The 24370-nt window shown below is 66.0% G+C and carries 23 protein-coding genes and 1 tRNA gene; 9 read left to right on the forward strand and 15 right to left on the reverse strand.

Annotated features, from left to right (window positions below):
- Nucleotides 1-42 precede the first annotated feature (42 nt).
- The 4 genes from hutU to hutI are packed head-to-tail and all read right to left on the reverse strand — an operon-like array spanning nucleotide 43 to nucleotide 5319.
- Nucleotides 43-1710, reverse strand: a complete 1668-nt coding sequence (hutU, locus tag ACUXVE_RS08405) for a urocanate hydratase (protein ID WP_445514199.1) — start codon at nucleotides 1708-1710, stop codon at nucleotides 43-45.
- Entirely contained in the window at nucleotides 1707-2561 is an 855-nt protein-coding gene (gene hutG, locus ACUXVE_RS08410; RefSeq protein ID WP_025876972.1) for an N-formylglutamate deformylase, read from the reverse strand. Before hutG ends, hutU begins: the two co-directional genes overlap by 4 nt.
- Nucleotides 2558-4099 (reverse strand): histidine ammonia-lyase, encoded by a 1542-nt coding sequence (gene hutH, locus ACUXVE_RS08415; protein ID WP_445514200.1) that lies wholly within the window; start codon nucleotides 4097-4099, stop codon nucleotides 2558-2560. The genes hutG and hutH overlap by 4 nt, the downstream gene beginning before the upstream one ends.
- Nucleotides 4096-5319 carry an imidazolonepropionase gene (gene hutI, locus ACUXVE_RS08420; RefSeq protein WP_445514201.1) on the reverse strand — a complete coding sequence of 408 codons (1224 nt, stop codon included), beginning with the start codon at nucleotides 5317-5319 and terminating at the stop codon, nucleotides 4096-4098. Before hutI ends, hutH begins: the two co-directional genes overlap by 4 nt.
- Nucleotides 5320-5386: 67 nt before the next feature.
- On the opposite strand from hutI, the gene ACUXVE_RS08425 reads away from it, so the two are divergent.
- Entirely contained in the window at nucleotides 5387-6757 is a 1371-nt protein-coding gene (locus ACUXVE_RS08425) for a formimidoylglutamate deiminase (RefSeq protein ID WP_445514202.1), read from the forward strand.
- A gap of 28 nt (nucleotides 6758-6785) precedes the next feature.
- Complete coding sequence (gene hutC, locus ACUXVE_RS08430; protein WP_093819095.1) at nucleotides 6786-7514, forward strand: histidine utilization repressor; 729 nt, start codon at nucleotides 6786-6788, stop codon at nucleotides 7512-7514.
- Nucleotides 7515-7645: 131 nt separating this feature from the next.
- Here hutC and ACUXVE_RS08435 read toward each other — a convergent pair whose 3' ends face one another.
- From ACUXVE_RS08435 to ACUXVE_RS08445, 3 genes are all read right to left on the reverse strand, one after another.
- Nucleotides 7646-8662, reverse strand: coding sequence for a restriction endonuclease (locus ACUXVE_RS08435; protein ID WP_093819096.1), 1017 nt, complete (start codon nucleotides 8660-8662; stop codon nucleotides 7646-7648).
- Between the two features lie 238 nt (nucleotides 8663-8900).
- Nucleotides 8901-9392, reverse strand: a complete 492-nt coding sequence (locus ACUXVE_RS08440; RefSeq protein ID WP_025876984.1) for a phasin family protein — start codon at nucleotides 9390-9392, stop codon at nucleotides 8901-8903.
- 81 nt (nucleotides 9393-9473) lie between these two features.
- Complete coding sequence (locus tag ACUXVE_RS08445) at nucleotides 9474-9749, reverse strand: polyhydroxyalkanoic acid system family protein (protein WP_025876985.1); 276 nt, start codon at nucleotides 9747-9749, stop codon at nucleotides 9474-9476.
- A 125-nt stretch (nucleotides 9750-9874) separates the two neighbouring features.
- Between ACUXVE_RS08445 and ACUXVE_RS08450 the strand changes: the two genes are divergently transcribed.
- The 4 genes from ACUXVE_RS08450 to aroA all read left to right on the forward strand — a co-directional run bounded on the left by ACUXVE_RS08450 (nucleotide 9875) and on the right by aroA (nucleotide 14557).
- The gene (locus tag ACUXVE_RS08450) at nucleotides 9875-10684 is read left to right on the forward strand and encodes an FHA domain-containing protein (protein WP_445514203.1); all 810 of its coding nucleotides are present in this window, start codon (nucleotides 9875-9877) and stop codon (nucleotides 10682-10684) included.
- A gap of 163 nt (nucleotides 10685-10847) precedes the next feature.
- Nucleotides 10848-11933: a 3-phosphoserine/phosphohydroxythreonine transaminase gene (serC, locus tag ACUXVE_RS08455; RefSeq protein WP_445514204.1), complete on the forward strand. Its 1086-nt coding sequence runs from the start codon at nucleotides 10848-10850 to the stop codon at nucleotides 11931-11933.
- Nucleotides 11934-11984: 51 nt separating this feature from the next.
- Nucleotides 11985-13175, forward strand: a complete 1191-nt coding sequence (pheA, locus tag ACUXVE_RS08460; RefSeq protein WP_445514205.1) for a prephenate dehydratase — start codon at nucleotides 11985-11987, stop codon at nucleotides 13173-13175.
- Between the two features lie 74 nt (nucleotides 13176-13249).
- Complete coding sequence (gene aroA / locus ACUXVE_RS08465) at nucleotides 13250-14557, forward strand: 3-phosphoshikimate 1-carboxyvinyltransferase (protein ID WP_445514206.1); 1308 nt, start codon at nucleotides 13250-13252, stop codon at nucleotides 14555-14557.
- A gap of 156 nt (nucleotides 14558-14713) precedes the next feature.
- On the opposite strand, the gene ACUXVE_RS08470 is transcribed toward aroA, so the two are convergent.
- Together ACUXVE_RS08470 and ACUXVE_RS08475 are read right to left on the reverse strand one after the other, a co-directional pair.
- Nucleotides 14714-15283 (reverse strand): energy transducer TonB, encoded by a 570-nt coding sequence (locus ACUXVE_RS08470; RefSeq protein WP_093819101.1) that lies wholly within the window; start codon nucleotides 15281-15283, stop codon nucleotides 14714-14716.
- Between the two features lie 118 nt (nucleotides 15284-15401).
- Complete coding sequence (locus ACUXVE_RS08475) at nucleotides 15402-16046, reverse strand: energy transducer TonB (RefSeq protein ID WP_445514207.1); 645 nt, start codon at nucleotides 16044-16046, stop codon at nucleotides 15402-15404.
- A 113-nt stretch (nucleotides 16047-16159) separates the two neighbouring features.
- Here ACUXVE_RS08475 and serS point away from each other — a divergent pair, with 113 nt between their 5' ends.
- Entirely contained in the window at nucleotides 16160-17440 is a 1281-nt protein-coding gene (gene serS / locus ACUXVE_RS08480) for a serine--tRNA ligase (protein ID WP_025878753.1), read from the forward strand.
- Between the two features lie 276 nt (nucleotides 17441-17716).
- On the opposite strand, the gene ACUXVE_RS08485 is transcribed toward serS, so the two are convergent.
- Nucleotides 17717-18067 (reverse strand): ligand-binding protein SH3, encoded by a 351-nt coding sequence (locus ACUXVE_RS08485; protein ID WP_222388976.1) that lies wholly within the window; start codon nucleotides 18065-18067, stop codon nucleotides 17717-17719.
- A 130-nt stretch (nucleotides 18068-18197) separates the two neighbouring features.
- Nucleotides 18198-18785, reverse strand: coding sequence for an FMN-dependent NADH-azoreductase (locus tag ACUXVE_RS08490; protein ID WP_093819104.1), 588 nt, complete (start codon nucleotides 18783-18785; stop codon nucleotides 18198-18200).
- A 122-nt stretch (nucleotides 18786-18907) separates the two neighbouring features.
- On the opposite strand from ACUXVE_RS08490, the gene ACUXVE_RS08495 reads away from it, so the two are divergent.
- Together ACUXVE_RS08495 and ACUXVE_RS08500 are read left to right on the forward strand one after the other, a co-directional pair.
- The gene (locus ACUXVE_RS08495; protein ID WP_025878750.1) at nucleotides 18908-19900 is read left to right on the forward strand and encodes a LysR family transcriptional regulator; all 993 of its coding nucleotides are present in this window, start codon (nucleotides 18908-18910) and stop codon (nucleotides 19898-19900) included.
- Nucleotides 19901-19985: 85 nt separating this feature from the next.
- Nucleotides 19986-20075, forward strand: a tRNA-Ser gene (locus tag ACUXVE_RS08500).
- A 58-nt stretch (nucleotides 20076-20133) separates the two neighbouring features.
- Here ACUXVE_RS08500 and ACUXVE_RS08505 read toward each other — a convergent pair.
- From ACUXVE_RS08505 to ACUXVE_RS08520, 4 genes are all read right to left on the reverse strand, one after another.
- Nucleotides 20134-20604 carry a hypothetical protein gene (locus ACUXVE_RS08505; protein ID WP_222388980.1) on the reverse strand — a complete coding sequence of 157 codons (471 nt, stop codon included), beginning with the start codon at nucleotides 20602-20604 and terminating at the stop codon, nucleotides 20134-20136.
- Nucleotides 20605-20824: 220 nt separating this feature from the next.
- Complete coding sequence (locus ACUXVE_RS08510; protein ID WP_445514208.1) at nucleotides 20825-22297, reverse strand: XVIPCD domain-containing protein; 1473 nt, start codon at nucleotides 22295-22297, stop codon at nucleotides 20825-20827.
- Nucleotides 22294-22932: a hypothetical protein gene (locus tag ACUXVE_RS08515; RefSeq protein ID WP_222388984.1), complete on the reverse strand. Its 639-nt coding sequence runs from the start codon at nucleotides 22930-22932 to the stop codon at nucleotides 22294-22296. The genes ACUXVE_RS08510 and ACUXVE_RS08515 overlap by 4 nt, the downstream gene beginning before the upstream one ends.
- Nucleotides 22933-23512: 580 nt before the next feature.
- Complete coding sequence (locus tag ACUXVE_RS08520; RefSeq protein WP_222388985.1) at nucleotides 23513-23899, reverse strand: hypothetical protein; 387 nt, start codon at nucleotides 23897-23899, stop codon at nucleotides 23513-23515.
- Between the last annotated feature and the right edge of the window lie 471 nt (nucleotides 23900-24370).

The following is a 24370-nucleotide window of genomic DNA, read 5'->3' on the forward strand; positions in this document are numbered from 1 at the left end:
CAGGAAGAGCCGGCCAGCGGCCGGCACTACCCGGGTGCTGGGTCAGCCGAGGATTCCCGGCAGATTCAACCCCTTCTCCTTCGCGCACTCAATCGCGATCTCATACCCCGCATCGGCATGGCGCATCACGCCGGTGGCCGGGTCGTTCCACAGCACGCGTGCAATGCGCTTGGCCGCCGCTTCAGTGCCATCGCAGACGATCACCATGCCGGCATGCTGCGAGAAGCCCATACCCACGCCGCCGCCATGGTGCAGTGACACCCACGTCGCGCCACTGGCGGTGTTGAGCAGGGCATTCAGCAGCGGCCAGTCGGACACAGCATCGGAGCCGTCGGCCATCGCTTCGGTTTCGCGGTTCGGCGAGGCCACGCTGCCGCTGTCCAGATGGTCGCGACCGATCACCACCGGCGCCTTCAGTTCACCGTTGGCCACCATCTCGTTGAAGGCCAGGCCCAGTCGATCACGATCGCCCAGGCCGACCCAGCAGATGCGCGCCGGCAGGCCCTGGAACTTGATCTTCTCGGCGGCCATGTCCAGCCAGCGGTGCAGATGCGGGTTGTCCGGAATCAGCTCCTTCACCTTGGCATCGGTCTTGGCGATGTCTTCCGGGTCGCCGCTCAGCGCCGCCCAACGGAACGGGCCGATGCCACGGCAGAACAGTGGACGGATATACGCCGGTACGAAGCCGGGGAAGTCGAACGCGTTCTCCACGCCTTCTTCCAGCGCCATCTGCCGCAGGTTGTTGCCGTAGTCCACGGTCGGTACGCCCAACGCGTGGAAGCCGAGCATGGCGCGGATGTGGTTGGCCATCGACGCACGCGCGGCCTTTTCCACTTCCTTGGGGGCGGACACGCGCTTGGCGTCCCACTGCTCGACGGTCCAGCCCTGCGGCAGGTAACCGTTCACCGGGTCGTGGGCGGAGGTCTGGTCGGTCAGCAGGTCCGGCTTCACGCCGCGGATCAGCAGTTCGTCCAGCACGTCGGCAACGTTGCCGAGCAGACCCACCGACAGCGGCTTTTTGGCGGTGCACGATGCTTCGATCAGGCGCAGGGCCTCATCCAGATCGTCGGTCCAGGTATCCAGGTAGCCGGTGCGCAGGCGCATCTCGATGCTGCTCTTGCGGCATTCCACCGCCAGGCAGGAGGCGCCGGCCATCACCGCGGCCAGCGGCTGCGCGCCACCCATGCCGCCCAGCCCGCCGGTGAACAGCCACTTGCCGGCCAGGCTGCCGTTGTAATGCTGGCGGCCCATTTCCACGAAGGTCTCGTAGGTACCCTGCACGATGCCCTGTGCGCCGATGTAGATCCAGCTGCCGGCAGTCATCTGGCCATACATGGCCAGGCCCTTCTTATCCAGCTCGTTGAAGTGATCCCAGTTGGCCCAGCGCGGCACCAGGTTGGAGTTGGCGATCAGCACGCGCGGTGCATCGGCATGGGTGCGGAACACGCCCACCGGCTTGCCCGACTGCACCAGCAGCGTCTGGTCATCGTCCAGGCGCTTGAGGGTTTCGACGATGGCGTCGAAGCTCTCCCAATCGCGTGCGGCACGGCCGATGCCGCCGTACACCACCAGCTCCTGCGGCCGCTCGGCCACGTCCGGGTGCAGGTTGTTCATCAGCATGCGCAGCGGCGCTTCGGTGAGCCAACTCTTGGCGGTGAGCGTGGTGCCGGTCGGTGCGGCAATGGTGCGGGACGGGTCGTTGCGGGTCATGCGGCGCTCCGGTTCGTAGCGAATTCAAGGCAGGCATTGAGCACCTGCGCCAGGGTGTGGCGCAGCGGTGCGGCGTGATCGGGGTCGAGCGGGGTGGGCCAGCTGTGCTCATCCACCTGGTCGGGTAGTGGTTCGTGCATGTAGCCGCGGCAGGCCAGTTCCATCTGCAGGCTGTGCACACCACCGGCAATGCTGCTGTAGTGGCGGGTGATCCAGCCGCCCTTGAAGCGGCCATTGCGCACCTGGCTCATGCCGCTGAGCGCCAGCAGGTTCTCCACCACATCGCTCAGTGCGTTGTCGCAGGAGGTGTCCGGTGCACCGGACGGCCCGGCGGTGCCGAGATTGAACTGCGGCAACTCGCCCTCGAACAGGTGCGGGATGTGCGAACGGATCGAATGCGCGTCGTACACCACCACGGTGCCGTGGCGTGCACGCAGGCGTGCGATCTGCGTGGCCAGTGCGTTGTGGTACGGCGCGAAATACGTGTCGCGGCGCCGGGCAATCTCGGCGTCATCCGGCTCGCGGCCGGCGTGGTACAGCGGCTGGTTGTCGAAGGTGGTCAGCGGGCACAGGCCGGTGGTGTTTTGCCCCGGGTACAGCGACACGCCGCTGGGGTCGCGGTTGAGGTCGATCACCGAACGCGAGATTGCCGAGCGCACGGTGGTCGCGCCCATGCCGCGTGCGAAGTCGTACAGCTCATGCACCCACCAGTCGGCATCGCGGCGCGCCAGCCATGGTGAGTGGAAATCGCCGATCAGGTCATGCGGCAGCTCGCTGCCGGTGTGCGGGAAGCTGACGATCAGCGGCGCATCGCCTTCGTGCACGGTCAGCCATTCGGGATGGCCGTTCATGCCTGCGGTTCCACCGTGGGCAACAGCTCGGCCAGTCCCTTGGCCAACGCGCCGCTGCGGACCAGGTCGGTTGCGATCACCATGTCCGGGTGGAAATAGCGATCGTCCTGCAGCATCGGCACCTGTGCACGCAGCGTGGCGCGCACGTTTTCCAGTGCCTTGCTGGAGCGCAGCGGCGCATGGAAGTCGCAGCCCTGCGCAGCGGCCAGCAGCTCGATGCCGATCACGTTGGCCGCGTTCTCGGCCATCTGCATCAGGCGGCGTGCACCGTGCGCGGCCATCGACACGTGGTCTTCCTGGTTGGCCGAGGTGGGAATCGAATCGACGCTGGCGGGGTAGGCGCGCTGCTTGTTTTCCGAGACCAGTGCAGCGGCGGTCACCTGCGGAATCATGAAGCCGGAGTTCAAGCCCGGGCGCGGGGTCAGGAACGCCGGCAGGCCGGACAGCGCAGGGTCGACCAGCATCGCCAGGCGACGCTCGCTGATCGAGCCGATTTCGCACACGGCCATCGCCAGCATGTCGGCGGCGAAGGCCACCGGCTCAGCGTGGAAGTTGCCGCCGGACAGCGCCTCACCGGTATCGGTGAACACCAGCGGGTTGTCGGACACGCCGTTGGCTTCGATTTCCAGCGTGGTCGCAGCCTGGCGCAGGATGTCCAGCGCCGCGCCCATCACCTGCGGCTGGCAGCGCAGGCAGTACGGGTCCTGCACGCGCACGTCGTTGTCACGGTGCGATTCGCGGATGCCCGAATCCTGCATCAGCATGCGCAGGGTGGCGGCGGTGGCGATCTGCCCATGCTGGCCACGCAGCGCATGGATACGCGGATCGAACGGCGTATCTGAGCCCTTGGCCGCTTCCACCGACAGCGCGCCGGTGACCAGTGCGGCCTGGAACACGGTTTCGATCTCAAACAGGCCGGCCAGTGCGTACGCAGTGGAGAACTGGGTGCCGTTGAGCAGGGCCAGGCCTTCCTTCGCGCCCAGTTCCACCGGCTGCAGGCCGGCGCGAGCCAGTGCGTCCAAGGCGGGCAGGCGTTCATCGCCGACGAAGGCGTCGCCGACGCCGATCATCACGCTGGCCAGATGCGAGAGCGGTGCCAGGTCGCCCGAGGCACCGACCGAGCCCTGCGCCGGCACCACCGGCAGCACGCCCTTCACCAGCATTGCTTCCAGCAGCAGCAGCGTTTCCTCGCGCACGCCGGAAGCACCCTGGGCCAGACTGACCAGCTTCAACGCCATCATCAGCCGCACCACATTGGCCGGCATCGGCTCGCCCACGCCCGCGGCATGCGAGAGCACGATGTTCCGCTGCAGGGTGGCCAGGTCCTCGCGCTCGATGCGCACGCTGGCCAGCTTGCCGAAACCGGTGTTGATGCCATACACCGGTGCGCCCTTGGCGACGATGGCAGCCACCGTTGCGGCACTGGCACGCACCGCCGGCAACGCGGCCGGGTCAAGCGACAGCGGGGCACCGCGATACGCCTGCCGCCACTGGGCGAGGGTGACATGACCGGGGCGAAGAACCAGGGTGTTGCTCATGTGTTGCTCCAGGAGGCAGGCAGGTCGGGCTGTCCGCGCATCACGCGCGCGTGCAGCGGGTTGAATCCAATGCGATAGACCAGGTCGGCGGGGGCGTCGATGTCCCAGATCGCCAGGTCGCAGTCCATGCCGACGGTCAGGCGGCCGATGCGCTCGCCATGGCCCAGCGCACGCGCCGCTTCACGGGTGAAGCCGGCAATGCATTCGTCCACGGTCAGGCGGAACAGGGTCGCGCCCATGTTCATTGCCAGCAGCGGGCTGGTCAGCGGCGAGGTGCCGGGGTTGCTGTCGGTGGCCAGTGCCAGCGGCACGCCGGCCGCACGCAGCGCGGCGATCGGCGGCAGGGTGGTATCGCGGGTGAAGTAGAACGCGCCCGGCAGCAGCACGGCGACGGTACCGGCGGCGGCCATCGCGGCGATGCCGGCGTCGTCCAGATGTTCGATATGGTCGGCCGACAGCGCACCGAAACCGGCCGCCAGTTCGGCGCCATGCTGGTTGCTCAGTTGTTCGGCGTGGATCTTGATCGCCAGCCCATGCGCACGCGCAGCGTCAAATACCTGGCGGGCCTGCGCCGGCGAGAACGCGATGTTCTCGCAGAAGATGTCCACGGCCTCGGCCAGGCCTTCTGCAGCGATGGCCGGAATCATCACCTCGCACACCTCATCGGTGTATTCCTGTGCCTCGCGACCGGGCGGCACCGCGTGCGCACCGAGGAAGGTCGGCACCACGTTCACCCGGCATTGTTCGCCCAGCGAGCGGGCCACCTGCAACTGCTTGCGCTCGTCCTGCAGGGTCAGGCCGTAGCCGGACTTGATCTCGATGGTGGTTACGCCTTCGGCGCGCATCGCCAGCAGGCGCGGGCGGCTCTCGCGTGCCAACTGCTCTGGCGAGGCAGCACGGGTGGCGCGCACCGTAGAGACGATACCGCCACCAGCACGGGCGATCTCGGCATAGCTCACGCCGTGCAGGCGCTGCTCGAATTCGTTGGCGCGGTTGCCGGCGTAGACCAGGTGGGTGTGGCAATCGATCAGACCAGGCGAGATCCATCGGCCTTCGCCGTCGATGCGGGTGGTCGGCTGCAGTTGGGCATCGCTGCCGGCGGGGCCGACATGCACGATGCGGCCATCGGTGGCGGCCAGTACTCCATCGCGCAGGACACCCAGGCCCTCGCCATCGAGGGTCATCAGGTGGACGTTGGACCAGAGGGTATCGACGTGCATGGCATCCACAACGCAGCTGTGCTTATATGTCTATACAATATAGGCGTCCAATTCGGGTTGTCCAGCCATGTCCGATTCGCGTCCCGCGCACTCCTTCCATGCCGCCCATGCCCTGCTGGCCGACGGCTGGGCCGCCGACGTCCGCCTGCAGGTGCAGGACGGGCGCATCGCCGCGGTCACGCGTGGGCAGGCTGCGCAGCAGGGTGATACCCGCGCGGGCATCCTGGTGCCCGGCCTGCCGAACCTGCACAGCCATGCCTTCCAGCGCGGCATGGCCGGCCTGACCGAGATCGGTGGCGGCGACGGCGACAGTTTCTGGAGCTGGCGCGAATTGATGTACCGCTTCCTTGCCCATCTGCGCCCGGAAGCAGTGCAGGCCATCGCCGCCCAGGCCTACATGGAAATGCTGGAAAGCGGCTTCACCCGCGTCGGCGAATTCCACTACCTGCATCACGACGCCGATGGCCACCCCTACGCCGATCGCGCCGAGATGAGCGCGCAGATTGCAGCTGCAGCCGCGCAGACCGGCATCGGCCTGACCCTGCTGCCGGTGTTCTACGCCCACGCCGATTTCGGTGGCGCGCCGCCGAACCCGGCACAGCGCCGCCTCATCCATGACGTAGACGGGTTCGCGCAGCTGCTTGATGGCGCCCGCACCGCGCTGGCCACGCTGCCCGATGCGGTGCTCGGCATCGCCCCGCACAGCCTGCGCGCGGTGACGGGCGAGGAGCTGAGCGCACTGCTGCCGCTGACCGATGGCCCGATACACATCCATATCGCCGAGCAGGTGCGCGAGGTCGAAGCCTGCCTGGCATGGAGTGGCCGGCGACCGGTGCAGTGGCTGTACGAGCATGCCCCGGTCGATGCGCGCTGGTGCCTGGTGCACGCCACCCACATCACCGACGACGAACGCGCGCAGATGGTCGCCAGCAACGCCGTGGCCGGCCTGTGTCCGATCACCGAGGCGAATCTGGGCGACGGCCTGTTCCCGATGCAGGCCTTCGCGCGCGAGGGCGGGCGCTTCGGCGTGGGCTCCGATTCCAACGTGCTGATCGATGCCGCAGAGGAGCTGCGCCTGCTGGAATACGGCCAGCGCCTGACCCTGCGGGGTCGCAATGTGCTGGCCGCGGATGCCGGCCGCAGCACCGGGCGCTTCCTGTTCGAGGGTGCGCTGCAGGGCGGTGCCCAGGCGCTGGGTGTGGCCGCCGGCCTGCAGGTGGGTGCCAGCGCAGACATGGTTGAACTGGACGCCGCGCACCCCGCGTTGCAGGCGCGACACGGTGACGCATGGCTTGACAGCTGGGTGTTCGCCGCACGTAATGGCGCGCTGCGATCGGTCTGGCGCCATGGCCGCCAGTGCGTGGCCGACGGCCGCCACCTGCAGCGCGAGGCCATCACCAGCGCCTTCGCCGCTGCCCTGCGTGGCGTGCTGGGCTGATCGCCTCCCACCATCGAGACTCCACCACGTGAAGGCCAGCAAGTCCGCCACGCTCAACCAGCGCATCCGCAGCGACCTGGAAAGCCGCATCCTCAGCGGAGAGTGGGCGCCGGGCTTCCGCATTCCGTACGAGCACGAGCTGATGGAGCAGTACGGGTGCTCGCGGATGACGGTGAACAAGGTGCTGACGGCGCTGGCCGAGAGCGGCATGATCGAGCGCCGCCGCAGGGCAGGCTCCTTCGTGGCTCGGCAGCCACCGCACCTGGAGCAGGTGGCGCTGGAGATCCCGGACATCGCAATGGAGGTCGGATCGCGCGGACATCAGTACGGCTACCGGCTGCTGCAACGCGAACTGCGCCTGGCCGAGGCAGCCAATGCCGGCGAAGTGGAGTTGGCCGGCAGTGAGCAGTTGCTGGCGATGCGCTGCCTGCATCTGGCCGATGGCCGGCCGCTGGCGCTGGAGCATCGCCTGATCAGCCCGGTCGGCGTGCCCGAGGTGCTGGAGGTGGATTTCAGTACCACCGCGCCGGGCAGCTGGCTGCTGCAGAACGTGTCGTGGACGCGCGCCCAGCACCGCATCAGCGCCTGGGGCGCCGATGCGCCCACCGCCAGGCTGCTGGACGTGAAGCCCGGTACCGCCTGCCTGGTGATCGAGCGCCTGACCTGGCGCGGCGAACAACCGATCACCCGCGTGCGGCAGATGTTCCTGGGTGATGCCTGGGACCTGGTCGCCCGTTTCGCGCCTGGGGCGCGATAGCGGCGAACCCACGCTCGGCTTCTTCCCCGGGCGCTTTCAGCCAAGCCGGAATGAATCGCCGCGAGTAGATCCACGCCACGCGTGGATGTGGTGCCGAGCAGCCGAGCTCGGCACCATCACGCCTCAGCCCATCAATACGTCGCGCACTGCCGCCAGCGTACCGGCTCATCCACACCGGGGCGGGCGTTGAGCTGCACGCGCACGTTGCGCAGGGCGGGGTAGCGCAGTACTTCCTGGCACACGCGTGGCCATACGGTTTCCAGGTCACCGGTGCGGTTGATGGCCAGCGTCTGCCGGGTCAGCCAGACAGCACTGGCGATGCCGGATTGTCCCGCCAGCGCGCGGGCCAGTTCGGCCTGGTAGCGGTCCAGCGTGGCAGCGTCCGGGTTGGGATTGCTGCGCGCATCGTCGGCATTCTGCGGCGCGGCTGCGGCGACCACGGGAGCGGGCGCATTCGCGGCGCTGTCCGGCGCGGCGGGCGTCAGCACAGGAGGTGCAGCCGGCGGTGCGACAGGTGCAACGGCCGGTGCCGGGATCGGGTCCGCCTGTTCGCGGCGCAGGCCCTGCAGGCCAAGCCCGACCAGCAGGCCCAGCGTCACTGAAGCCAGTGCGGCAATGGCGATGCGGCGCAGCGCTTCATGGCGGGCGATCGCGCGCACGCGGGTCTCAACATCGGCCGGCAGGTAGGGCTGCAGCAGTGGCCACAGGCGCGGACCATCGATTACTTCCACTGCCTGCTTTTCTGCTGCGCCCAGGCCATCGCGCTCAACCCGGCCTTCGGTGATCAGCATGCCGCCCTTGGCGCCTGCCAGTCGCGCGGCAGCACCCAGTTCGTTCACCGCAGCGGTGCCGATGCGATAGGCCAGGCCGTGCTTGCACGACACCCGCCAGGTGTTCGGGCCATCGCTCAGCAGGAAATCGCTGCTCGGCTCGCGGCTTTCCTCGCTCGGATCCTGCAGTTCACGCAGGCCCCGCTGCTCGCGCAGCATGCGCTTGATCAGGGCGGAAAACTCGCGCCAGTGCATGCCCGCCAGGGCCTGCAGGCCCAGTTGCATTTCGGTACGTCGACGCTTGAACCACCACAGGTACACGGTGGCCAGGGTGCAGGTAAGCAGGGCCGACAGCAGGGCCAGAATCCAGGGAAGCATGCAGGGCGACGACGGAAGGGGCGAAAACGGAAGCCCACAGTGTAAAGGGCCGACCGGTTGATTGCGTCAGGGTGTTCCCGACAACAACCGTGATGCAGCCCGCAGATCTGCATGCGCCAGACACGAAGAAACCCGCCAATCCTGAAGCCGTGAGGGGAGGGAACAAACGGCAGCCGAAGCGATTGGCGGGTTCTACGCGATTGTCAACGAAAATTTATTGCGTTGCAACAAAGGCGGTTCAGGGCGTGCTGCCCGGCGACTGGTGGCTGCCCGGCGAGGGGGCGTCCACGTCGGTGGAGGCACGGTGTTCGAGCTTGGCCAAGCGTGCGGTCAGGGCATCGATGCGGGCTTCCAGCGCGGTCACCTGATCGGCGGTCGGCACGTGCAGTCGCTTGAGTACGCCCTGCACCTGGTCATCGAAGGCCTTGTTGACCTTGTCCCAGGTTCCGGATGCCTTCTCGCGGGCTTCGTCCAGCGAGTGCTCGACGTTGTCGCGCCAGCCCGGTTCCTGCTCGCCGCTGCGTTCACGGCGGCGGGCTTCCCAGGCTTCGCCTTCCTTCACCAGGCCATCGAAGAACCGGCCTCCCTCTGCCTGCGCGCGCCCGAGGGCGCCCAGACCAGCCAGCCAGACCTGCTGTGCCGAATCGCTCAGCTTGCGCGAAAAGCGCTCTGCCTGGTCGCCGAAGCCGGCATCGTCGTCGCGGCGATCGTCATTCTCGTAACGGTTCATTGCATTCCCCGTGGGAGTTGGGCCTATCCCAGAGGGTAGCGCGGCGCGCCGTTGCTGGGCCGTGATGGCCGCAGCGCAGGTTCAGCCCAGCTTTTCCTTCAACACACGCTGGATCTCGCTTTCCACCATGCCCTTCATTGCCGACAGCAGGAAGCCCAGCTTGGCCGTGACCCGCACCGCGCCCGGCTGCAGTTCGATCGCACCGTCCACGCCACTGCCGGAGAAATTCAGCACGTCGGCGGCCCACGACGACTTCAGGCCGAAGCGTTCGCCCAGCTTTGCGGCAACCTGCTCGATCGCTTCACGTGCCTGGGTGTCGGGCAGGGTGTGGGCGTGGCGGACATCGATGGTGGACATGCAGGCTCCTGGCGCAGGGCGGGGATCAATTGAGAGGGCGAGCATTGTGCGCATCGACGGCGCCCACGCCAAGCGCTCATCGCAGGTTCTTCTTCGTGGGCGGCCAACCTGCTAGTCTGCGCCGCGTGCAGAACCTGCTAGTTCACTTCAGTCAACAACAACAGCCCGACCAGCCGCTGCGGCCCGGGGTGCAGCGCATCGTGCGCCAGGCAAACGGCAGCGTGCGCCTCGGTGATGCCGGCAACGGCGCGCTGCTGCTTGCGCAGTTCTGCATGGACGACCGGGGCCTCTGGCTGCAGGTCGGCAACGGTATCCGTGGCATCCATGTGAATGGTCGCCCGGTGCGGCGCATGGCCCTGCTGAGGGCGGGCGACGCGGTCTACGTCGATGGCGTGGAAATGGTCCTGCAGGGCGAGGTCGACACCCTGCTGCAGGCACCGGCGCCGGCAGCCAGCGTCGAAGGCAGCGGTGACGAGCAGCGTCTGCTGCGCGGTGTGGGTGGCCTGCACCACGGCCGCAGCTACCCCCTGTCGCGCGCGCGGGTGATCGGCCGTGGCAGCGATGTCGACATCGAGATCGATGAGCCCGCCTTCGCCGAACAGCACGCGCGGGTGGAAGTCCACGGCGAGCGGGTACTGCTACGCGACCTGGGCAGTGCCGATGGCACCCGGGTCAACGGCGTTGCCGTACGCCACTGCTGGCTGCAGGCCGGCGACCAGGTCGTGTTCGACGGCCAGCACCGGTTCGTGCTGGAAGTGCCGCACGACCCGCGCCGGCGACCACCACTGGCCGATGAGGAAGGCAGCGACGAAGCCGAACAGGCACCGGTGGTACCGGTCGCTCCGCGTCGGGTGCGGCGCTGGCCGTGGTTGCTGGGCAGTGCGTTGCTGCTGGCAGCCGTGCTCAGCCTGCTGCTCTGGTTCGGCGCGCGCTGAATTCGTTCCACCGGGCATGGCCCGGCGCTACCGCCCGGACCAACCCGCTTTGGGTAGTGCCGCCGCGGCAATGGATACGGATGCAACCAAATTTCCCTTGCGCCACAAGGCCGCAAGGCTGGGGCAGTGCGGCATACTAGGGGTCTTGCCCCACAGGTGTGCCATGACGCGCGCGTTCAACTTCAGTGCCGGCCCTGCAACGTTGCCGGAATCGGTCCTGCGCCAGGCGCAGGCGGAAATGCTGGACTGGCACGGTAGCGGTGCCTCCATCGTGGAAATGAGCCATCGCGGTCCGGAGTTCATGTCCGTGGCCGCCGAGGCCGAGGCCGACCTGCGTCGCCTGCTCGACATTCCCGAGGACTATGCGGTGCTGTTCCTGCCCGGTGGCGCCACCACCCAGCAGGCGTTGATCCCGCTCAACTTCGCCAGCCCCGGCCAGCGTGCCGACTACGTGGTCACCGGCCACTGGGGCAAGACCGCAGTCAAGCAGGCCAGCCCCTACGTGGACGTCAACATCGCCGCCAGCAGCGAAGCCGAAGGGTATCGCCAGCTGCCCGAGCGCGCCGGTTGGCAGCTCTCTCCCGACGCCGCGTACGTGCACATCACTGCCAACGAGACCATCCACGGCGTCGAGTTCCGTGATGTGCCCGAGACCGGCAACGTGCCGCTGGTGGCCGACTTCAGTTCGTCCATCGCCAGCGAGCCGCTGGATGTACGCCGCTACGGTGTCATCTATGCCGGTGCGCAGAAGAACCTGGGTCCGGTCGGCATCGCGGTGATGATCATCCGTCGCGACCTGCTGGAGCGTAGTGGCCAGCCACGCGCGGACATCTTCGATTACCGCTCGCACGTCGCCCGCGATTCCATGCTCAACACCCCGCCCACCTGGAACTGGTACCTGGCCGGTCTGGTGTTCAAGTGGATGCTGGCCGAAGGTGGCGTGGTCGAGTTCGCCAAGCGCAACGTCGCCAAGGCCGCGCTGGTGTACGGCGCCATCGATGCCTCCGGCGGCTTCTATCGCAACGAGGTCGCCCATTCGGCGCGCTCGCGGATGAACATCCCGTTCTTCCTGCCCAACACCGACCTCGATGCCCGTTTCGTCGCCGATGCCAAGGCCGCCGGCCTGCTGGCGCTGAAGGGTCACAAGGTGGTCGGTGGCATCCGCGCCTCGCTTTACAACGCCATGCCGCTGGCCGGGGCGGAGGCGCTGGTCGCCTTCATGGCCGATTTCCAGCAGCGTCACGGCTGAGCAATGAACGGCGCGCATCGTCGGGTGCGCGCCCCGCAACAAGGAATTCCGATGGCAAGCAAACCCAGCAAGAAGGCGTCGAAGAAGGCCGAGCCGGCCAAGGACAGCGCCACTGCCAAGCCCAAGGGCAAGTCGAAGGCAACCGCGGTGCCGACCCTGGCGCCACTGGCACTGGCCGATGTGCGTTCGAAGATCGACCAGATCGACCGTGACATCCAGAGCCTGATCGCCGAACGCGCACAGTTCGCCCACCAGGTCGGCAAGGCCAAGGGCAAGCTCGCCGCCGCCGTCGATTACTACCGCCCCGAGCGCGAGGCGCAGGTGCTGCGCATGGTGGTGGATCGCAACGAAGGCCCGCTCAGCGATGAGCTGCTGGTGCACGTCTACCGCGAAATCATGTCGGCCTGCCTGGCCCAGCAGGAGCCGTTGAAGATCGGCTACCTCGGCCCGGAAGGTACCTTCAGCCAGCAGGCCGTGCTCAAGCACTTCGGCCGCTCGGCGCTGGGCCTGCCGATGGCCAGCATCGAAGAAGTGTTCCAGGAAGTGGAAGCGGGCAACGCCGATTTCGGCGTGGTGCCGGTGGAAAACTCGGGGCAGGGCACCATCCAGATCACCCTGGACATGTTCCTCACCTCCAACCTGAAGATCTGCGGCGAAGTGGAACTGCGCGTACAGCAGTACCTGATGTCGCGCAGTGGCCGCATCGAGGACATCGAGCGCGTCTACGGCCATCCGCAGTCGTTCATGCAGACCTCGGCATGGATGCGCGCCAACCTGCCCAAGGCCGAGAAGATCCCGGTGGCCAGCAACGCCGAAGGCGCGCGCCGTGCGCGCAACGCCGACGATGCAGCGGCCATTGGCGGCGAGAGCGCCGGCCATGTATACGGCCTGAAGAAGGTCGTCACCAAGCCGATCCAGAACGATGCCGACAACACCACCCGTTTCCTGGTGGTGGGTCGCAACATCTTCCCGACCTCCGGCCATGACCGCACTTCGGTGCTGGTGTTCATCCATGACAAGCCCGGCGCGCTGTTCGATGTGCTCAGCCCGTTCGCGCGCCATGGCATCAGCATGAACCGCATCGAATCGCGTCCCTCGCACCATGGCAAGTGGGAATACGGCTTCTTCATCGACCTGGCCGGTCACATCGACGATGCGCCGATGCAGGCCGCACTGGCCGAACTGGAAGCGCACTCGGCGCAGATCAAGGTGCTTGGCTCCTATCCGGTAGCCGTGCCCTGATCCCTGCTGTGGCGGCTGCGGCCGCCACTCCTGATGCACCGCCGGCGAGCCGGCGTTTACGGAACCATTCAACGATGAGCAACGCGCAGCACTGGATCGCCCGCAAGGGCCAGCCCCTGCAGGGCAGCCTGACCATTCCCGGCGACAAGTCGGTCTCGCACCGCTCGGTGATGTTCGCCGCGCTGGCCGATGGCACCTCGCATATCGAAGGCTTCCTGGAAGGCGAAGACACCCGCGCCACCGCGCGCATCTTCAGCCAGCTGGGCGTGCGCATCGAAACCCCCAGTGCGTCGCAGCGCGTCGTACACGGCGTCGGCATCGATGGCCTGCAGGCACCCAGCGCACCGCTCGACTGTGGCAATGCCGGCACCGGCATGCGCCTGCTGGCCGGCCTGCTGGCCGGTCAGGCATTCGACTGCACGCTGGTCGGCGACGAATCGCTGTCCGGCCGTCCGATGCGCCGCGTCACCGGTCCGCTGTCGCAGATGGGCGCGAAGATCGACACCGAGGAAGACGGCACGCCGCCGCTGCACGTGCATGGCGGGCAGACGCTGCACGGCATCGACTTTGCCTCGCCCGTGGCCAGTGCGCAGATCAAGTCTGCCGTGCTGCTGGCCGGCCTGTACGCGCACGGCGAAACCAGCGTGACCGAACCGCACCCGACCCGCGACTACACCGAGCGCATGCTGTCCGCGTTCGGCGTGGACATCGCGTTCTCGCCGGGCAAGGCCCGCCTGCGTGGTGGCCAGCGCCTGCGCGCGACCGATATCGTGGTGCCGGCCGACTTCTCCTCGGCCGCGTTCTTCCTGGTCGCGGCCAGCATCATTCCCGGCTCCGAACTGCGCCTGAAGCAGGTCGGCCTCAATCCGCGCCGTACCGGCCTGCTGCACGCGCTGCGCCTGATGGGCGCGGACATCACCGAACAGAACCCGGCACAGCAGGGCGGCGAACCGGTGGCCGATCTGCTGGTGCGCTACGCGCCGCTGAAGGGTGCGCGCATTCCCGAGGAGCTGGTGCCGGACATGATCGACGAGTTCCCGGCATTGTTCGTGGCCGCTGCTGCCGCCGAAGGCCAGACCGTGGTGACAGGCGCCGCCGAACTGCGGGTGAAGGAATCCGATCGCCTGGCTGCGATGGCGACCGGCCTGCGCGCGCTGGGCATGCAGGTGGACGAAACCGAAGATGGTGCCACCCTGCACGGTGGCGTATCGCTGGGCAGTGGCACCATTGAAAGCCACGGTGATCATCGCATCGCGATGGCCTTCGCCATTGCCGGCCAGATCAGCCATGGCGAAGTGCGCATCAACGACATCGCCAACGTCGCAACGTCCTTCCCGGATTTCGACGAACTCGCACGCAGCTCCGGCTTCAACCTGGCCTGAGGTAGTCCCGGCGCCGCTGCGCTCGCCGGGCATGGCCCGGCGCTACCCTTCGGCCCCTGTTCCGGTAGCGCCGGACCATGCCCGGCGGAATCCCAACGCGCGCGAAAAAAAACGGAGGCCGAGGCCTCCGTTTTCATTTCAGGCGTCAGCCGGTGATCAACGCTGTTCGGTACGGAAATCCACCGGCACGCGTACCACGCTGGCCACCGCACGGCCCTGGTGCATGGCCGGCTCGAACTTCCAGCCCTGCACGGTGTTCAGCACGGCACGGTCCAGGTCGCGGCTGCGCTCACCACTGCGCGACACGATCGCAGCGTCGGTCACGTTGCCACGTGTATCCACATTCAAGCTGGCAACCACGCTGCCCTGCACGCCACTGCGCAGCGCGGCGGCCGGATAGTTCGGCTTGCTGTTGCTGGCCAGCGGACGCGCCTCACGGTTGCGTACGGCCGGGGCTGCCTTGCGCTCGCTCTGCGCGGGCGTGGCCTGCCGCGCAGCCGGGGCGGGCGTGGTGGCAACCGGGGTCTCCGTGGCCGGCAGCATGCGCTCGCTTACCGGCGCAGGCGCGACATCGTCATGGCTGGAGAATCGCAGCCAGACCAGTGCCGCGGCGAACATCGCCACAATCAGGGCCAGCCACAGCCAAGGGGAGGTCGAGCGCGGCTCGAGCGCGCCATCCTGCTGCAGTTGCGGCGAATGAAGATTCTCGTGGGTGGTGGCAGTCATCGCAAACTCCTCACGTCAGTAACGACGCCCAGAGTGTTGCCCGAGGCGGCGTCGAAGCGTGTCAGCACTGCGTCAACGCAACCTGCAAGGTTCAGCTTTTCTGCGGGGAAGCGTTCAGTTACTGCGGTTTGAAGTCGAACGGCACTTCAATGCTGCCGGGTACCGGCTGGCCATTGCTGACTGCCGGGCTGAAGCGCCAGCGACGCACCGCGTCCGTCGCTGCACGGTCCAGCTCGCGCGAACCACTGCGCTGGATCACCGTCACGTTGTTCGGGTAGCCGGTGGCATCCACCTCCACCCGCACCACCACGCTGCCCGCTTCACCGCGTCGCAGGGCGGCGGCCGGGTAAGCCGGCGGCGGCGACTGGCTGGCAATCGGCATCGGCTGCGCATTGGCGGTTGCCGGTGCCGCAGTGCCCGGCGCGGCCGGAGCGGGTTCAACCGTGGCCGGTGGCGGGGGCGGGGCGGTTTCCACCAGCTTCGGCGCATCTTCTTCGTCCGGCACCGGGGCCGGCTTGGCGTCTGGCATGTCGCTGGAACCTGCGGCCGCGGCCAGCGGCTCGGGCAGCGGTTCCACCTGGGCGGTTTCTTGCGGCGTGTGCGCGGCCGGGTCGGCACGGAAGAATTCCTTGTCGCGTCCGGTCAGCCAGACCAGCACGAACAGCAGGATGCCCACGCCGAAGGCGATGCCGGCGATCTTCAGGGCGTTGCGCGGGATATGCACGGTGAACGACTTGGCAGGCGACGGACGGGGAGCAGACATGGACCAGACCAGTACGGAATGCCTCGATTCTGCCACGGCCGGAATGAACCGGGCGGCAGAATTCCGTATAACAGGCGATAATCCCGTTCCTGTTACCCACCACGACGCCTGCCATGCTTGATCCAGCCCTGCTCCGCCACCAGCCCGCCGACCTCGCCGAACGCCTGCGCACCAGCCGCGGCTTCGAGCTCGACGTGTCTGCCCTGGAGTCACTGGAGGCCGATCGCAAGCGCATCCAGGTGCGGACCCAAGAGCTGCAGAGCCTGCGCAACAGCCGTTCCAAGGCCATCGGCCAGGCCAAGGCCAAGGGCGAGGACGTTTCGGCCATCATGGCCGAGGTTGCCGCGTTCGCCGATGAGCTGAAGGCCTCGGAAGTGGCCCTGGACGAGCTGCGCGAGAAGATCGACACGATCTCCATGGGCATCCCGAACATTCCCGCCGATGACGTGCCGGCCGGCGCCGACGAGAGCGAGAACGTCGAGCAGTCGCGCTGGGGTACCCCGCGCCAGTTCGATTTCAAGGTGCTCGACCACGTTGAACTGGGCGCCCGCAACAAGTGGCTGGACGGCGAGACCGCCGCCAAGCTGTCCGGTTCGCGCTTCACCGTGCTGCGTGGCCCGATCGCCCGCCTGCATCGCGCCCTGGCCCAGTTCATGCTCGACCTGCACAGCGGCGAGCATGAGTACCAGGAAACCAACGTGCCGGTGATCGTCAACGCCGACAGCCTGTACGGCACCGGCCAGCTGCCCAAGTTCGAAGAGGACATGTTCATCACCCAGCTGGGTGAGCAGAAGCGTTACCTCATCTCGACCTCGGAAATCTCGCTGACCAACATCGCCCGCGACGAGATCCTCGACGCCGAGCGCCTGCCGCTGCGCATGACCGCCCATTCGCTGTGCTTCCGTTCCGAAGCCGGCAGCGGTGGCCGCGACGTGCGCGGCATGATCCGCCAGCATCAGTTCGAGAAGGTCGAGCTGGTTTCGATCTGCCGCCCGGAAGACAGCGACGCCGAACACCAGCGCATGACCCGCTGCGCCGAAGTGGTGCTGGAGAAGCTGGGCCTGCCGTACCGCAAGGTGCTGCTGTGCACCGGTGACATGGGCTTCTCGGCCATCAAGACCTACGACCTGGAAGTCTGGCTGCCGTCGCAGGAGACCTACCGCGAGATTTCCTCGTGCTCGAACTGTGGTGACTTCCAGGCCCGTCGCATGCAGGCCCGCTGGCGCAACCCGGCCACCGGTAAGCCGGAGCTGGCGCACACGCTGAATGGCTCGGGCGTGGCCGTCGGCCGCGCGATGATCGCGGTGATGGAGAACTACCAGAACGCCGACGGCAGCATCACCGTGCCCGAAGCCCTGCGCCCGTACATGGGCGGCATCGAAACCATCGGCTGATCAGCCGGTAGCGCCGGGCCATGCCCGGCGGCCTTTTGATGGGTGCCGGCCATGTCGGCACCGCATCCACGCATGGCGTGGATCTACTGAGGCGGTGCGACATCCACGCATGGCGTGGATCTACCGAGGCGGTGCGACATCCACGCATGGCGTGGATCTACCGAGGCGGTGCGGCATCCACGCATGGCGTGGATCTACTGACACGGTGCGGCATCCAGGCGCTGGGGGCTTAGGGCTTTGCAGTAGATCCACGCCATGCGTGGATGACGCAATCCATCAACCTGCTACGCGCAGCTTCTCCAGCGGTACCCAACCGGCCTCGCCAGCCACCGGCACACACCACGCCCACCCATTGAGCGTGCGCACGCCGCGCAGGTGCTGCCCCGGCTCCACATCCAGCTCCCGTGCGCAGTAATCCTCCGTGGCAAACGCGCCACCCTGCGCATCGCGGCCGATCACCGGCGCCGGCACGAACCCCGGCTGCTGTCCCTCGGCCTCGCACAGGAACCAGTCTTCCCAACCCTCGGGCCCCTCATAACGTTCGCCCACCACCAGTGCCTGGCCACGGTGCAGGGTGATCGGGTGCGGAAATTCGCTGCGGTGCGCAGCCATCACGATGTAGTTCATCGCCCCATGGTGGCAAAAAAAAACGGCCCCGCAAAAGCAGGGCCGCCAGGGTGGGCCGGGATGGGGGAGGGAATCCCGGCCCGCGTTCAGCGCCCAGACGAGGGAGAGAGGCGCCGAACGCTGGAACGTGTTACGCCGCTGCCACTTCCGCCGTCTCATGCGACGGCAGCGCTGCCAGCGCACCGGCAATCGCATCTTCACGATGCTGCGGCGAATAGGCGATGCCCTCGGCACGCACGAACTCGATGTCGTTGATGCCCCAGAAGGCGAACGTCTGGCGCAGGAAGGGCTCCTGGAAGTCTGCCGGCGAATCGGTATAGATGCCGCCACGGCTGCTGACCACGATCACCCGCTTGCCACCGGCCAGGCCCACCGGGCCGTTCTCGGTGTACTTGAAGGTGCGCCCGGCAACCGCCACGCGGTCGATCCAGGCCTTCAGGGTGGAGGGCACGCTGAAGTTGTACATCGGCGCACCGATAACCACGATGTCTGCGGCCAGGAACTGCTCGAGCACCTGTTCAGCATCAGCGGCCTCGGCCGGGTCGGTCTTGGCCAGCGAACCGCTGCGCAGATGCGGTACCGGATTTGCGTCAAGATCGCGATAATCAACCTGCAGGCCGTCGATCTGCTGCTTGAACTGGGCCACCACGGCGGCGGTCAGGTGGCGGGAGACGGAGTTGTCGCCAAGCACGCTGGCGTCGATGTGCAGAAGCTTCATGGCAGTACCTATGTTCGGGAGAGGTGGCGGGCTTGCCGCCGACGGAGAGAACGATAGGTTGTTGCATCGACGGGATAAAGGTGGTTGAATGCCACGTATTGTTCTATCAATGGAACTCGGGTATGCATGACCTGAATGATCTGTACTACTTCGCGATGGTGGTCGACCACGGCGGTTTCGCCGCCGCCGAGCGCGCACTGGGCATCCCCAAGTCGCGCCTGAGCCGCCGTATCAGCCAGCTGGAAACCGACCTGGGCGTGCGCCTGCTGCAGCGCTCCACGCGCCGCTTCGCCGTCACCGATGTCGGTACCAGCGTGCACCGCCACGCCCAGACCATGCTGGCCGAGGCGCAGGCCGCGCGCGAGGTGGTGGACCGCCTCAGCGCCGAGCCGCGCGGCCTGGTGCGCGCCAGCGTGCCGGTATCGCTGGCGCAGATGCAGCTGCCCAAGCTGCTGCCCAAGTTCCTCGAGCAGTACCCGAAGGTGCGGCTGCAGCTGAACATCAGCAACCGCCGCGTGGACATCATCAACGAAGGCTACGACGTCGCCCTGCGCGTGCGCTCGCGGCTGGATGACGACGGCAGCCTGGTGATGCGCAGCTTCGGCCAGGTGCAGGAACTGCTGGTGGCCAGCCCGAAGTACCTCGACCGCGCCGGTCGCCCGAAGGACCCGGAAGAGCTGGCCAACCACGTAACTCTCAGCATCAGCGAAGACGAAGCGCGCCAGCGTTGGGAACTGCATGGGCCGGAAGGCGCGGTGCGCCGGGTGGACCTGCAGCCGCGCGTGGCCGGTTTCGACTTCCCGCTGCTGCAGAGCATGGTGAAGGACGGCTTCGGCATCACCATGCTGCCGGAAACCGTCTGCGCCGATGCCGTGCGCAACGGCGAGCTGGAAGTGGTGCTGCCGGACTGGTCGCTGCCCCAGGGCGTGTGCCATGCCGTGTTCGCCTCGCGTCGCGGCCTGCTGCCGGCGGTGCGGGTATTCATCGACTTCCTGGCCGAACACCTGCCGCCGCAGCTGGAGGCCTCGCGCCTGGATTGCGGTGGCGCCTGCGAGAAGGCCAAGGAGCGGATCAAGGCCAGTGCGCTGGGTGCGTTGGCGGTGGACGCGGGCTGAGGCGCCGCCCCGACGGAACAACGGTCTTGGGCAAATCGCCCGGCCGTGCGAGAATGCGTGCCCGGCCAGCAGGCTGGGCCGATACGGAGAGATGGCCGAGCGGTTTAAGGCACCGGTCTTGAAAACCGGCGAAGGGTCAAACCTTCCGTGGGTTCGAATCCCACTCTCTCCGCCAGAATGCAAAAACGCCCCGAAAGGGGCGTTTGCATTTGTACAGAACCGAGGCTTCTTCGTCAGAATGCAGGCTCGATCACCGGAGAAGAATCAACCGTCGGGTAGGAGAGCCGATACTTCCGCGTGGTGTCCACATCCACCAGAATCTCGATGGAGCGTCGCCTGGCCACCGCAGCCTTGGTTACGCCCAACGCGCACAGGCCCGTGGCCTCCAGCACAGTCGCGGTCATCAGATGCCGCCCCGGCTTTAATGCAAACGTGACCGTTTCGGCAGTGTTGAGGTGCGCGGCCATCTTTTCGTCAACCATGACGCCCACGGCGCACATTCCGTTGATCGCACCTATATCGCGTGTTACCACGACATTGCCAGTGGAAGGCCCCTGATCGGCAAGTGGGAATACCCGCTCAGCGGGCACTGGCCTTACGTCAGCGACCTCGGGCTGCCGGGTAGGCAAGGCGCAGCTCGTGGCCAGCAGTGGAACGGCGCACATTGCGGTACGCATCATGATCTTGGCGGTTCTGCGATACATGCTTCCCTCCCTGTAGAAAAGACCTGTCCCAGCGCGAAAGCTCGCTCTGTTGGCGCGACTTTACAGGAAGCCGAGGTACCTTCGTTCATGGCTCTACAGGAACGTCGGTTTTTGCCAGCAGGTCGCCATAAGTACTGCTGAGTCTGACTATCAGATGGGCGTTTCGCTGATGAATTCTGCAGGTGGACTACCGATCCACATCGCCTCTGATTGACTGCGTTCAGCCCATGCGCATCGCTGCTCGCGTCTGCTCTTGGGTATGATCCTGCTGCGCGACCTGTTGCGCCTGTGAAACTTGTTCGACCTTGGCAAGCGAATGCTCTACGGGCGTGTTGACCGCCTCGCTGACCGCCACCGATGCGCGCAGGTGTGCCGGGTTGTTGAGTTCGCCCTGCACGACGAACATGCGCGGGCCAGACTCGTTATTGGGCGGGTTGCCCAGTACCACATGATCCACGCGCTCCAGGCCGCTGTTCTTGGCCGTTGCCAGCAAGCTGGCTGTTACCCGCTCACTGGTTTCATCGAAGCTGCGCCCGTGCTTGGCATCCACGGCGGATACGCCGTCGCGAATCTGCCGGTAGAGCGAATGGTCAGGATGGCCTTCCTTCCTGGGATCCAAGCCTGCCTTGTCCAAGGTGGATTCGATGCTTTGCTGCAACGGGCTCTTGGGAGAGAAGCCCGGATTGCTGAGAGAGGGAGAGCCCTTGTCAGTTGCGTCCTGTGCCATTCGCTCACCGGGTTTGAGCGCATTGCGGGGCTGTTGCTCCGCTTCGGCCTCGCGGCGAGCGTAGGCGCCAGCATCCTCGGTGCCACGCAGGTAATTGATCCCGTCGCGCAGGAGGCCAGGTCCACCGCCTGCAAGCACCGTGACTCCCGCGCGCAGTTGGTGGATGTCACTGCGGTAGTCGGCAATCCGGCGCAGGTCTTCAGGATCTGTAACCCGGGCATTGGGGTCATCCAACACGGACTGCACTGGCCCCTTTTCGGTCATACGGTCAAGGAAATGAACCATTCGATGGGAGTCACCCAGCTGGACCGCCACGGCAGCGGAGATGGCGTGGCCGCCCCTCAATCCGGGTGCTACGAGGGACGCAACGCGTTGGCCCTGCTCGGCATTGCGAAGAACCTCGAGTTCCTTCGGGAGCGCGTACATCTCAACCTTACCGTAGTGCGGGCCGCCAGCGCTGACCAGGTCGCCTGCCATCACATGGTTGGTGAAGGGCGCCGCATTGGCGGGTTGGCCTTCGGGCATGCGGTACGCCAACCCAGCAGCACCGTAAGGATTGAAGGCATCGCCGGGGAGGTTGTAATGGTGTGCAGTGATCTGTGCGAGCGCGCCACCCAGTGAATGGCCGGTGACGTACACGGCCCCAATCCCCCTTTCATCGGTCAGCTTGATAGCTTGCCGGGTCAGTGCCAGGGCGTCGTCGAGTTGTGCGTTGATTCTCGCGGTTACCATCGCAGCGTCGATGCCGCCATCAAGCAGTGCCTGACGATCGAACTCGGTGCCGCGATGGGCAATGATGACTTCGTCGGTTTCAACTTTGCGATAGACAATACCTTGGTAGCCGGTGCTGGAATCCCGTCTAGCCAATATCTCGTACTCGATTCCTGCAATGGTGACGGACGTAGTGTCCGGAGATAGCTCATTGTAGGCATGGTCCGAGAGCGTGGCGCTGGTAATAGGGTTCATGGAGCGTCTCCTTGAATCCGTGTGGAGATCTCAATTGGGAAGTACTTCGGGTGATCGGCGAGTGGGCGCTTATCGAACATAGTCTTAGACAATGTCCACGCCCGTTCAGGTGTCTGCCCTGGGATCAGGGGCTTTAGTGCCTTCTCTACGTAAGTAGTAGAGCGTCCCTCCTCTTCAATTCTCCGGAAAGAGACGCCGACTGTGGCGTAGATTGAGCGCCCATCAATGATCATTGGGAATGCAGCTTGCAGGGTGTTTGGCGTCCATTTGCATGGGCCTCGCCCGTAATAGTCAGCGACCGCCATCCCATCTTTGAACGCTGTGGTGGTGAAATCGGTTGGGCTGACGCGCTGTACCTGCAATTGAACAGAGTGCCACTTAGGTTCGTAATGCACGCCCTCGTAGTTGTTGATCGGGGGGAGGCAAAGCGGGTCTATCTCGTACAAGACGGTTACTTTTGGGGTTGGGACGTCCACAGGCGCGTCATGGACCCGGATCACAATCGGCAGCGCATCCTTGGGGGCGGGATTCTCGCGATAGACCGGGTATGAGCGTTCCTTGTTGCAGCCCGGAACGGCCAGGGTGATCAACGCGATCAATGCCACGTGTGGAAGAGCTGGAAGAAATTTCAGCATGAGCGGTCCATGTCGCTGATTGAAGTACTACGGGGGTAGGCTTGTACAGGGCGACTACGGAGCGTGGTTCTCAAAGCGTGAAACCGCAGACAGGGCTTACCTGATCGCTTGTGGGCCCGACACGGGGTTCCCTTGTGGGACACGGCGCCTTGCGCCAGACCTGGGGGCAGACGCGACAGCCCTAGTCTCGCTGACTGTTCATTTCCATGGCCTTCATCCATCCGACCCGATGATTCAGGGCCTTGCGAGGTGACGTTCACCGGCGCTCCATTGCTCTGCGTCATCTGACTATACGGCCCGCATCGGTTGGGCTCCAAGGTCTCGACCCGTCATGCCAAGGTATGAGCGCTGGATCACACATTCAGAATGCCTAAGCCTGCGTCAATGCGTACCTGCAGAAGTTGGCCCACCCCGTCATCATGCGGCGCCTCTTCCCCAGCACTGTGCCTCGCTTGAAGGCGGGCTGGCCTTGTCATAGATCTGGCGCGCTTGGCGGTCTCGGGCAGGATGTCCGGGGAGTCGGTGTAGAGCCCACCTGTCGCAGCGACCTACGAGCGGTCGCCGATACAAGAGCGTTGGGTCAGGCGGCTTGGACCTTCCGCCCCTTGAGGAGCCGCACCGCAACCAAGCCCAGCGCCACCAGACCGGAGGCAATGGCCAGCCATAGCATCAGAAGCGAATTGTCAGCATCTCCAGCGGCCACCGCCACGGACGGATCGTGGAGGTAGTAGCGGATATCAATCTCCTCGGCTTCGTCGGATGCACACATCTGATTGCCGAGGCTGTTGGATACCGCAATCTTCTCCACCCGCTCCTGGCCGTCTTCAGTTTCGAACTCGACATTCAGGACGAAATTGTTCTCTCGACCCTTTCGCTCGTCCCAGGTGACTTCAGTCACCAGGCCCACGGCATCCCGCCCGTCGAGCCCGTCGGCAAGGGCATGGCGATGATGGTCTTTGTAGGCCACCACAGAGAGGCAATAGCCACACCAGCGGCAACGAGAATGTTGCGCCAGGAAGTGAAAGTCACGGTCAGCTCCTGAATCGATTGAAGCCGGCGACCTTACTGACCCGCGCGGTATCGGACTTGATGGGCGCGGAGTAGGTACGTCACTTGGCGGCCTTTGAGCCCTTGCGGTGGAAGCGTTTCCGGTAAGTGCCCACGACACCTTGGCGGGTCGAGACACCGAGCGCGGACGGGGCGGATTGCGACGTTCTGCGCGTTGACGGCAGGTGTGTCCGGATCTCGCTGCGCCTCGCGTAGCGCGTGTCGCTTCTGACACCACGCTGCGTATGGGCGGTCCAGATTCTCGGCGGTATCCGGCATGCAAAGCGCGCCATTCAATGCGCAAATCGGCATCCCATGACGCAACATCCGCAACCACGCACTGATGCGAGCTTTCCCTGCTTTTCATCGCCGCCGCAACGAGTCAACCATG

Source organism: Stenotrophomonas sp. 3(2025), from assembly GCF_052665395.1.